10 protein-coding genes are annotated in these 11,267 nt (G+C 30.2%); all 10 read left to right on the forward strand.

What is annotated here, in order from left to right:
* Window positions 1–179: 179 nt before the first annotated feature.
* Window positions 180–1,568 carry a class II fumarate hydratase gene (gene fumC, locus U9R42_09015; GenBank protein ID MEA3496159.1) on the forward strand — a complete coding sequence of 463 codons (1,389 nt, stop codon included), beginning with the start codon at window positions 180–182 and terminating at the stop codon, window positions 1,566–1,568.
* A 104-nt stretch (window positions 1,569–1,672) separates the two neighbouring features.
* Entirely contained in the window at window positions 1,673–2,965 is a 1,293-nt protein-coding gene (locus tag U9R42_09020) for an aminopeptidase P family protein (protein ID MEA3496160.1), read from the forward strand.
* 338 nt (window positions 2,966–3,303) lie between these two features.
* Entirely contained in the window at window positions 3,304–4,386 is a 1,083-nt protein-coding gene (locus U9R42_09025) for a ketoacyl-ACP synthase III (GenBank protein ID MEA3496161.1), read from the forward strand.
* A gap of 31 nt (window positions 4,387–4,417) precedes the next feature.
* On the forward strand, window positions 4,418–5,809 hold the full coding sequence (locus U9R42_09030; GenBank protein MEA3496162.1) for an aminopeptidase P family protein: 1,392 nt from the start codon (window positions 4,418–4,420) through the stop codon (window positions 5,807–5,809).
* Between the two features lie 289 nt (window positions 5,810–6,098).
* The gene (locus U9R42_09035) at window positions 6,099–7,373 is read left to right on the forward strand and encodes a DNA cytosine methyltransferase (protein ID MEA3496163.1); all 1,275 of its coding nucleotides are present in this window, start codon (window positions 6,099–6,101) and stop codon (window positions 7,371–7,373) included.
* Window positions 7,300–8,121 carry a hypothetical protein gene (locus U9R42_09040; GenBank protein ID MEA3496164.1) on the forward strand — a complete coding sequence of 274 codons (822 nt, stop codon included), beginning with the start codon at window positions 7,300–7,302 and terminating at the stop codon, window positions 8,119–8,121. The genes U9R42_09035 and U9R42_09040 overlap by 74 nt, the downstream gene beginning before the upstream one ends.
* 522 nt (window positions 8,122–8,643) lie before the next feature.
* Window positions 8,644–9,351 (forward strand): hypothetical protein, encoded by a 708-nt coding sequence (locus U9R42_09045; protein MEA3496165.1) that lies wholly within the window; start codon window positions 8,644–8,646, stop codon window positions 9,349–9,351.
* Between the two features lie 221 nt (window positions 9,352–9,572).
* Window positions 9,573–10,070, forward strand: a complete 498-nt coding sequence (locus tag U9R42_09050; GenBank protein ID MEA3496166.1) for a hypothetical protein — start codon at window positions 9,573–9,575, stop codon at window positions 10,068–10,070.
* Between the two features lie 10 nt (window positions 10,071–10,080).
* Window positions 10,081–10,326: a hypothetical protein gene (locus tag U9R42_09055; GenBank protein ID MEA3496167.1), complete on the forward strand. Its 246-nt coding sequence runs from the start codon at window positions 10,081–10,083 to the stop codon at window positions 10,324–10,326.
* Window positions 10,326–10,742, forward strand: a complete 417-nt coding sequence (locus U9R42_09060; protein ID MEA3496168.1) for a hypothetical protein — start codon at window positions 10,326–10,328, stop codon at window positions 10,740–10,742. The genes U9R42_09055 and U9R42_09060 overlap by 1 nt, the downstream gene beginning before the upstream one ends.
* Window positions 10,743–11,267 lie beyond the last annotated feature (525 nt).

The raw sequence follows: 11,267 nt of genomic DNA on the forward strand, positions 1-11,267 counted from the left end.
CAATTTGTTACAAAACACAAAAGCATCCACCCAATAACAAATTGAATTAGTTTCAAATGTTATAAAAATATTTACGAACTTTACGCCAAAGTAATTTTTATTGATAACATCATTAAAAATGATTTTATACATGCTTTAATTTGCATGAAACCTTTTTTGTAATTAAAAATTAAAACATTATGGAATATCGAATTGAAAAAGATAGTTTAGGAGAAGTAAAAGTACCAAAAGAAAAATACTGGGGAGCACAAACACAAAGGTCTTTCCAGAATTTTAAAATAGGAAACGACAAAATGCCAAAAGAAATTATTTATGCTTTTGCGTATTTAAAAAAAGCAGCCGCAATAACAAATGCCGAACTCGGTGTACTTGACAAAGACAAAGCTGATTTAATAGCTCAAGTTTGTGATGAAATAATTGATGGTAAGTTAGATGACCAATTTCCACTTGTTGTTTGGCAAACAGGCTCAGGAACACAATCAAATATGAATATGAATGAAGTTGTTGCAAACAGAGCTCATGTTTTAAAAGGTGGAAAACTTTCTGATAAAAAGAAAATTCTTCATCCCAATGATGATGTAAATAAATCACAATCATCAAATGATACATTCCCAACAGCAATGCATATTGCGGGTTACAAAATGATACTTGAAACCACACTTCCTGGAATTGAACAACTAAAAGCAACATTTGAAGAAAAAGTAAAAGCTTTTGATGATGTTGTAAAAATTGGTCGTACACATTTTATGGATGCAACACCACTTACTATCGGTCAAGAGTTTTCAGCTTATGTTTCTCAACTCGATCATGGTTTAAAAGCTATTGATTCAGCTTTATTTCACCTTTCTGAATTAGCACTTGGTGGAACAGCAGTAGGTACAGGATTGAACACACCAAAAGGCTATGCAGAACTTGTTGCAAAAAATATTGCTAAGCTAACAGGATTTCCTTTTATCACAGGAGAAAATAAATTTGAAGGTCTTGCCGCCCATGATGCAATAGTTGAAATGTCAGGAGCATTAAAAACAGTAGCTACAAGCCTAATGAAAATCGGCAATGATATTAGAATGCTTTCCTCAGGACCTCGCTCAGGAATAGGTGAGTTGATAATACCTACAAACGAGCCGGGATCATCAATTATGCCTGGTAAAGTTAATCCTACACAAGCAGAAGCATTAACAATGGTTTGTGCTCAAGTAGTTGGAAATGATGTAGCTCTTACAGTAGGTGGAATGACAGGACATTTTCAATTAAATGTTTTTAAACCGATGATGGCTCTTAATCTTCTTAATTCCGCTCAATTACTTGGAGATGCGTCTGTTTCTTTCAATGAAAATTGTGCTATAGGAATAGAACCAAATTATCCGAAAATTAAAGAACTTTTAAATAATTCTTTGATGCTTGTTACAGCTCTAAATACTCATATTGGATATGATAACGCAGGAAAAATTGCTAAAAAAGCATTCGCTGACGGAACTACTTTAAAAGAAGCGGCATTGGAACTTAAATTACTTACCGAAGATCAGTTTAATGAGTGGGTAAAACCTGAAAACATGGTTGGGAGATAAAATGACTGATTCAAATTTTAATAAATTTGATAGTTGAAAACAATGAATAAAAAATATGCAGAAGAAATGTTTCTTCTGCATATTTTTTTATAAAATATTAAGATATGCGATACGATAAAATTGACCCACAGTTATTTATTGATAACAGAGAAAAACTTGTAAAAAAACTACAAGCTAATTCAATAGCAATATTTAATTCAAATGATGAATACCCGAGAAATGGAGATCAAACCTTCGTATTCAGACAAAATTCTGACACTTTTTGGGTATCAGGTTTAGACCAAGAAAAAACTATTGTTATTTTGTTTCCTGATTCTCCTGTAAAAAAATATAGAGAAATGGCATTTGTTATCAAAACAAATGATAAAATTGCAAGGTGGGAAGGACATAAGTTTACAAAAAAAGAAGCAACAAATATTTCAGCTATAAAAAACATTTTTTGGCTTGATGAATTTGAAATGATACTCAATGAAATTATGACTTATGCAAACAATGTTTACCTTAACTCAATTGAATTACCAAAATTTAAAACAGAAGTTCCTTACAAGGATAAACGCTTTGCTAAATGGATAAAAGAAGAATATCCAAATCATAATTATCACAGACTTGCTCCTTATGTGTATGATTTGCGTACCAAAAAACATAGCATTGAAATAGAACTAATGGGAAAAGCTTGTGAGATTACCAACAAAGCATTTCGCAGAGTTTTAAAATTTGTAAAACCCGATCTTTGGGAGTACGAAATACAGGCAGAAATAGAACATGAATTTTTGATAAACAAAGCTACAGGGAATGCTTATCAGCCAATAATTGCAGCAGGTAAAAACGCTTTATGCCTTCACTATACCGACAACAATGATAAATGTAAAAATGGCGACCTAATACTTTTTGATTTTGGTGCTGAGTATGCAAACTATTCAGCGGACATGAGCAGAACAATTCCTGTAAACGGCAGATTTTCTCCACGCCAAAAAGAATGTTACAATGCGGTATTGAATGTATCTAAACAATCAAAAAATCTTATGAAAGTGGGTGCTTCTATTGATGAAGTAAATTCCAAAGTGAATAAACTCATGGAAAAAGAAATGATAAAACTTGGATTATTTTCCGAAGAAGATATAAGTAAGCAATACCCACAAAAACCATTGTATCAAAAATATTTTATGCACGGTACTTCACATTTTATGGGACTTGATGTTCATGATGTAGGACAAAAACATTTAAAATTTGAAGAAGGAATGGTACTTTCTTTTGAGCCGGGAATTTATATTACAGAAGAAAACATTGCAATAAGAATAGAAAACGATATTCTCATTACCAATAAAGGAGCAGTAAATTTAATGGAAAATATTCCTGTAGAAGTTGATGAAATTGAGAAATTGATGGCAAGTAAATAGTGCCTCTAAGAAAACTATCAAATTTTATGATTTCTAAGATTTTTGACCTGCCTTTGCCGTCAGGCAGGTGAGATTTTTATTTTTTGAGACGAGGCGATGCCTTAGCATCAGTGAGTTGAAAAAGATGAAAATATCGCAAAAAGATAGGAATCTAATTTTGTAGAGTTTTCTTAGAGACACTAAATAAGATAGATTTTTTTTTGTATTTTCGCAATTCATTATAAACAATTAAAAACAAAGGGCTTATTTATTTAATTAAAAACAACAAACAGAAAATCGTAGATAAAAAAAATTTGATAAGTAAAATTTAAGTCCTTTAAAGAAAGTAAAAGAAAATTATGGAAAGTGAGGTATTTTCAATCATTACAGGGACAGGGAGTTACATTCCAAGCCAAATAATTAAAAACGAAGATTTTTTAAACAATACATTTTTTAATTCAGCAGGAGAAAAAATCCCTAAAGAGAATAGTGAAATAATTGATAAATTTCAAAAAATTACAGGAATCGAAGAACGAAGATATATTGAGGATAATCATGTAACATCAGATATTGGTTTTTTCGCTGCCCAAAAAGCAATAGAAACATCATCCATTGACAAAGAAAGCCTTGATTATATTATAGTTGCTCATAATTTTGGTGATGTTGAAAAGTCAAATAATCGCTCTGATATTGTACCGAGTATTGCTGCAAGAATAAAATATAAATTAGGAATTAATAATCCTTTTACTGTTGCCTATGATTTACCATTTGGTTGTCCGGGATGGCTACAAGGGGTTATTCAAGCAGATTATTTTATTAAATCAGGAGATGCAAAAAAAATATTAGTGATTGGTGTAGAAGCATTATCAAGAGTTTCCGACCCACATGATATTGATAGTATGATTTATTCTGATGGTGCAGGAGCAACAATTCTTGAAGCTAGTAAAAGTAAAGAAGCTGTGGGAATATTAACACATTCCACAAGATCGGATACCAAAGAATTTGCACATTTGTTAAAAATGGATAAATCCTACAATCCTGATAGTCAAAGTAATGAACTTTTTCTTAAAATGAACGGAAGAAAATTATACGAATATGCAATAACAACAGTTCCTCAACTTGTGAAAGACAGTATTGATAAAATCGGATATTTTATTAACGATATTAAAAAAATACTTATTCATCAAGCTAATGAAAAAATGGATGATGCTATTGTTAAAAGGCTATTTCGCTTGTACGATATAAAACAAGTTCCCCAAAACATTATGCCAATGATAATAAAAAAAATAGGGAATAATTCTGTTGCCACTTTGCCGATTCTGTATGATTTATTAATTAATGGGAAAATAGAAAATCAAAGTTTAAATTCGAAAGATAATTTTGTTTTTGCATCAGTTGGTGCGGGAATGAATGTTAATGCATTAGTATATAAAATGCCATAAAATAATTTTTTCTAAAATTAAAATAATTAAAATGTTTAACTCAAAAATATATATTAAAAGACGTGAACAACTTCGCGAACAACTTGATTCAGGAATTATCCTGATTCTTGGAAATAATGAAGCTCCAATGAATTATCCTGCTAACACTTATCATTACCGACAGGATTCAGATTTTTTATATTTTTTCGGACTTAACCATGATGGACTTGCAGGTATAATGGATATCGATGAAAATAAAGATTATATTTTCGGAAATGATGCTAGCATGGATGATATTATTTGGATGGGTCCTCAGCCATCAATGAAAGATAGATGTGAAAAAGTAGGAATCGAAAATACAGAAGAGTTTACAAAACTTGACAGCTTTATTAAAGAAGCAATTTCAAAAGGGAGAAAGATTCATTTTTTACCACCATACAGACACGATAATATTATTAAACTTGCATCACTAACTGAAACAACCACAGATAATATTAGCAAAAATGTTTCAGTTGATTTGATAAAAGCAGTTGTAAAACTTCGCTCTATAAAAGACGAATATGAAATAATTGAAATTGAGAAAGCAACTGATACCGCATATAAAATGCATACAACAGCAATGAAAATGGCAATGCCGGGAATTATTGAACAAGAAATTGCTGGCATCATTGAAGGTATTTCTTTAGCAAATGGAAATCCCCCATCTTTCCCAATAATTTTGAGTACAAACGGTCAAACTTTACATAATCATTATCATGGAAATATTTTAGAAACAGGACGAATGATGGTAACAGATGCAGGAGCAGAAACAGCAATGAATTATGTATCCGATATTACACGTACTGTTCCCGTTGGAGGCAAATTCAACCAAAGACAAAAAGATATTTACGAAATTGTTCTTAAGGCAAACATGGACGCTATAAAAAATGCAAAACCAGGAATTAAAAATAGAGACCTTCATTTTATTGCAGCAAAAGTTTTAGCATCAGGACTTAAAGACCTTGGAATTATGAAAGGCAATATTGATGATGCTGTTGCAAATGGTGCTCATGCTTTGTTCCAGCCTCATGGACTTGGACACATGATGGGACTTGATGTACACGACATGGAAGGACTTGGTGAAGATTATGTAGGATATGATGAAGAAACAAAAAGAAGCGACCAATTCGGATTGGCTTTTCTTAGATTAGGTCGTAAGCTTGAAACAGGCTTTGTTTTTACCATTGAACCCGGTTGCTATTTTATTCCTGCACTAATAGACCAATGGAAATCGGAAAATAAATTTACTGATTTCATTAATTATGATAAAGTAGAAAGCTTTAAAGATTTTGGTGGAATTCGTATTGAAGATGACATTCTTATTACAAAAGACAGTTATAGAAATTTTAGTAAAGATATTCCTAAAACAGTAGAGGAAGTTGAAAAAACTATGGCAAAGAAGTAAAGAAAAAGTCATACTTCAAAGGTAAAAATTAAAGGTTATGTGTAAAATTTTACCACAGAGATTTATATGCATATTAGTAGCAAAGGGCTTGACTTGTCTGTGTGCTACGCACAGGCAGGCAACATTGATAAGCCATTGGACAGTATTGAATTATGGAATTTATTAATAAAAAAATGTAACGGAAATATAATGAGTGGTCATTATATCCACTCGTTGCAAGAAATACTAGAAAGACCGTAAATTGAAATTAAAGTTGTAAATTTGACAATCAGAAAAAGTAGAAAAACAAATGACAGAAAAATATAAAATAGCTAGTTTGTTTTCAGGTTGTGGAGGATTTGACCTCGGATTTATTAAATCAGGATTTGAAATAGTTTGGGCAAATGATTTCTTTAAAGAAGCAGTAGAAACATACAAAAAAAATATTGGAGACCATATAGTTTATGGCGATATAACTAAAATTCCTAGTGATGAAATACCTAATAATTTCGATATTCTTCTAGGTGGCTTTCCTTGTCAAGGGTTTTCAGTTGCCAACACTAAACGTAGTATGGAAGACGAAAGAAATTTTTTATACAAAGAACTTTTAAGATTAATTAAGGACAAACAACCTAAATTTTTTGTTGGAGAAAATGTAAAAGGATTACTTTCTATGCAACAAGGAAAAGTAATCAAAATGATTATTGATGACTTCAAAGCTTTAGGTTACAATGTTAAATATAGACTTCTAAAAGCATCCGATTATGGTGTTCCTCAAAATAGAGAAAGAGTTGTAATTATAGGAAATCGTTTGGGACTCAAAAACCCGTTCCCTAAAATAACACACGGTTTAGTTAATGATTTGTTTAATGACTCTATAAAACCTTATATTTCTGTAAAAGATGTTGTTGGTCATTTAGCAAATGTTAGAACAAGAGACAAATCCTTTGAATTAGAAGGAGAAATAATTTATAATCACGTAGCTCGAACAAATGTTGCTGATAAATTTTGGGGTAGAAAACACAAAGTAAATCAACACGAAATTTGTGATTATTTGAAATATTGGAGAAATAAAAGTGGTTGGTCGACTAAAAAAATAGACGAACATTTTGGATATGCACATACCGCAGGACACTGGTTTAGAAAAGACAATAATTCAGGTAGTATTCCAAATCCAAGTGATTGGTGGGAACTTAAAAAAATTCTAGGATTTGATGACACTTATGACAAAGCAGTAACCGAATTAGAACTTAAAGAAATAAAATTTGAACAATCTTTAAGAATAAACAATTGGGAATTACCTAGTGATACAATTACTGCAACTGGACCAGAAATTCATCCAAACAGAGAACGAAGAATGTCAGTAAGAGAATGTGCGATTATTCAAACTTTTCCAGATGATTTTATTTTTTGTGGTAGTTTAGGTAATTTGTATAAACAAATAGGAAATGCTGTACCTGTACTTTTAGCAGAAAAAATAGCTGAAGTAATTAAAGTAGAATTAGATAAATATGAGCAATCTAACAAAAAAGCAATTAGAACAACTAAAGAAAATCGAAATATTAGAGCAGAAGTATTTGAATAAATATTTCTACTTTTTAAAATTCGCTGAAGACGAATTACTTTTAGGTTTTAAGACAAAATATAAGATTAAAGACGATTGGTATCCTAAATGGAATCCAAACGAAGAAGGGAAAGGAATTTCAGATTTTGCCACTGGTGCTGAAAGAATTGTGTATTCTTTACTAAATGGCAAAGGCATTGGTCAACCAAACTCTGCACCTATCGGTGCGGATTTATTTTTTGAAGTAGAAGATGCTTTTATCCATATTGACCTTAAAACTGTTCAAACTCGAAATATTGGAGATTATACAAGTGATATTTTTGTTGGAAATAATCAAAATAGTTACATAGGAAAACTTGATGTAAGTGGCGTAGAGAAGACTTATGATGAAGCTTGTTTACCGACATTTTATACTTTGCCCGATAAATCAAAAAAGATTTGTTTAACTTATTTCATTACAATATTGTATGAAGAAACTAACTTGGATATTCTTACTATTTCAATTATTTCTATGCCAAACGGAGAGTTATACCCATATTATGCTAAAAGAGTTCTAAAAGCTGGAAAAGTTTTATATCCGACAGGAAATCCCAAAAGAAATACTCACGCTAAATCAGTTAGATTTAAATGGAAAGAAGTGTCTGAATTTGAACTATTAGATCAAAATAAAAAAAGAGTAAAAATTGCATACTTCAACAATGAAATGAACGAAGATTTGAAAAACAAACTAGCTTATTTTGATGAGTTAAACAAGAGTCAAAACCCATAGAAAACCACATCTTGTAACAATGGCTATAAGTAATTGCTTGTTTTCGCCTAATTTGGAAATTCCAGCGGAATTTCCAAATTGGTATGTCTTTGCAAAATTTAGTGCTAACCCACGCAACTACGCATAGCCGAGACCGTTACCAGACTGTCTAACAAACTATTAAAATGCAATTATTTTGATGAGACAACAAAATCTATGATTTTAAAAAACAGATATTTGGAGAATTACTGATTGGGTACAAATATCAATATTCGGGCTTATTAGACAGACTGCCGTTAAGTATAATTTGGCTATTAAAAGTTGAGTAAAAGGGGAAAAGACTGTATTGTTTTGTTGTATAGTGAAAATTTTATTATATTTGCAAAAGTATTTTAAGATACATTCAAAATTTATTAGAACATGAAAATATTAAAACTACAAAATTTATAAGCCATTGGATAATATTGAATTATGGAATTTTTTAACAAAATATATAATGGAAATATAATGACTGGTCATTATATTTACTCGTTATGCAATATTATGAAAAGATTAATTCTACTAATATTAATAATTGTACTTAAAGTATTTGATACTTATTGTCAGAATGTTGAAAATGATAAATTATGGATTGGTTCATATAGAATAAATAATTATCAGGCTGACAGTGTGATGCATTCAGACACGACTAAGTTTTTGTCCTCTGTTTTATGGTTTTCAGAGAACAAAATAAACATTGTTTCTTTTGTAATTAATTATGAAAAATGTTCTACACTATTAGACACAATGATATTTGAATATAGAATTGATGGTGGAAATATTATTGGAAATATCAAAAATGACACTGTGTTAACAGGAGTATTAGATAAAAACAGATTACGAATTAACATTGGAGAAGCAAATTCAAATGTGAATGTGACATTTTTAAATCCAAGTACAAAAAAAATCAAGAATATAAAAGATGAAAAAATAATCAGTGATTTTCTCATAAATGGCAGATGGGAAACTTTAATAAAAGGAGATACTATTTACGAAGAATTTTTATCTGATAATAAATTCAAATTATCAACCTGGGATAGAAATCAAAGGTGGGATATTTTTAAAATATTAGATTGTTATTTTTTAGTCACAAATGACTGTTTTTATAAGCTTCATTTAAGGTTGATTAAAAATGCATCTTCGAAAGAAATGAATATTTTAGTGTTTAGAAATGAAGAGATTGAAAAATATACAATGCGAAATTCAAAATAACATTGCATAACAAACAATATAGCAAAAAGCGGTAAAGTGCTTAATTGATGCGGTTTTAACCCGTTTAATTTTATTACGGTTTGATAGTAAGTCACTCGCAATCCGCTTCATGCTATATTGCAGTCGTTAGCGTTCATGGTAGCAACGATGAAATATATTCGCTATTAGTTTTGTGATAATTTAAAATTGATTATTTTCGTGAAAAAATATAATACTATTTAATGAGAACAATGTATCATACTCAGGAGAAAAGAGAAAAAAGGTTGATTTCTCCTATTATTTGCAAAAGGAAAAATGCTTGGTTAGGTATTGGCTATTACTTTTGGGATAATGAAATTGATGCAATACATTGGGGTAATAATGGTAAAAGGACTACAAGTTTTTTTGAAATTTATAAAGCTAATGTTGACTGCGAAAATGTATTAGACACAGTTTTCAATGAAGAGCATTATACTTTTTGGGTAACTCAAATAGAAAAAGCAGCTAAATTTATTTCAAAAAAAACTGGCATTAAAGCAAAAAAAAAAGAAATAAATCAATACTTTAAAGAAAAAGCTAATTGGTCAGATGTTACTGACGGAATATTATTTCAGGATTTGCCATTTAGTGAAGATTTACTGGTTAAAGACTTGAATTATAGAAAACGAATTCAGATTGCAGTCTATAATTTGAATATTATTAGTAACTTTGCACTCCATTTTGAAATGGAATGTGATTAAAATTAAAACAATGTTAGATTTAAAAGAACTTGAAAGACGATTAGACGAAGCTCTTGCAAAAGAAACAACAGAGACTTTAAGTAATTGGATTTTAGACCAAAGAAAGACTAGTGTTGAGAGTTTTTTCGGACATGGAAGTGTAAAAACAATGAAAGAAAAACCTTTTTCTTTTCATCAAAGTATTTCATTTAAGACAAACTTTATTACTACATGTAATAACGATGAACCAAGCAAAAAACTTGATAAAGCTGCATAATGGAAGTTAATAAACAAACAAAACTGACGTTTCATGGTGTTGATATATTAAATGTTAATTTTAATGCGTTATCTCCTAGAACTGAAAATTTGCAAATTGATATTAATTGTGAACCCAAAGTTTTTTATCCAACAGACAATCTAAATCATTTTAAAATTATAATGGACTTAGAATTAAAAGTGGAAGATTGCTTTGAATTAAATATTAGGGCAGTTGGTAGTTTTGAACTAGATGCTGAAATAACTAAAGAACTGAAGACGGTTTTTGTAAATTCTAATGCACCTGCAATAATGTTTCCGTATGTTAGGTCGTTTATTACAACATTATCATCAAATCTTGGTAATGTCGTTGGTCCATTAATAATACCTACCCAATTTTTCAAAGGCGAACTTGAAGAAATAGAAATTAGTGAATAAAATCACGAAACGCTAACAAAATGTATAGTTCATAGCGGTTTATTAGTGAATTCAGGCAATGTAGCTCTTATTTGGCTCATTGGGTAATTTGAACAGTATCGCTTTGAAAACCGCTACTACTCTTACATCAGTCGTTACCTTGCATATTGAAAAAAAATACAATTACAAACAAAATATAAATTTAGTATCTTTGGACTAATAAAAAAATAAATGATATGTTGACAAAAGTTAGACTTATACTAAATCGCCATCAAGATACTGAAATTAAAACATTTCTTTTCGCTCTGTTTTTTATTCAAAAAATTATTCCGTAGCTATGGCTATGCAAGAATTTTGTGAAGAAAAACAAAACAAAAATAATTTATTTTCTTAATCAGCATCTGGATAGCGGTTTAGTATTAAAGAACAGATTGACAAATTTCCTGAAGAGTTTTCAATTGATGAATTGGTTGAAAAATTAATCTTAATTGAAAAGATTGAAACAGGGAACAAGCAATCAGAAAACGGAGAAGTAATATCGGAAAG

Source organism: Bacteroidota bacterium (assembly GCA_034723125.1).
In the GTDB taxonomy this organism is placed as follows: domain Bacteria; phylum Bacteroidota; class Bacteroidia; order CAILMK01; family JAAYUY01; genus JAYEOP01.

Coding starts and splice junctions, on each gene's coding strand:
- U9R42_09055 (MEA3496167.1), top strand. CDS start 10,081: ATGTTAGATTTAAAAGAACTTGAAAGACGATTAGACGAAGCTCTTGCA.
- U9R42_09035 (MEA3496163.1), top strand. CDS start 6,099: ATGACAGAAAAATATAAAATAGCTAGTTTGTTTTCAGGTTGTGGAGGA.
- U9R42_09060 (MEA3496168.1), top strand. CDS start 10,326: ATGGAAGTTAATAAACAAACAAAACTGACGTTTCATGGTGTTGATATA.
- U9R42_09045 (MEA3496165.1), top strand. CDS start 8,644: ATGAAAAGATTAATTCTACTAATATTAATAATTGTACTTAAAGTATTT.
- U9R42_09030 (MEA3496162.1), top strand. CDS start 4,418: ATGTTTAACTCAAAAATATATATTAAAAGACGTGAACAACTTCGCGAA.
- U9R42_09040 (MEA3496164.1), top strand. CDS start 7,300: ATGAGCAATCTAACAAAAAAGCAATTAGAACAACTAAAGAAAATCGAA.
- fumC (MEA3496159.1), top strand. CDS start 180: ATGGAATATCGAATTGAAAAAGATAGTTTAGGAGAAGTAAAAGTACCA.
- U9R42_09050 (MEA3496166.1), top strand. CDS start 9,573: ATGAGAACAATGTATCATACTCAGGAGAAAAGAGAAAAAAGGTTGATT.
- U9R42_09025 (MEA3496161.1), top strand. CDS start 3,304: ATGGAAAGTGAGGTATTTTCAATCATTACAGGGACAGGGAGTTACATT.
- U9R42_09020 (MEA3496160.1), top strand. CDS start 1,673: ATGCGATACGATAAAATTGACCCACAGTTATTTATTGATAACAGAGAA.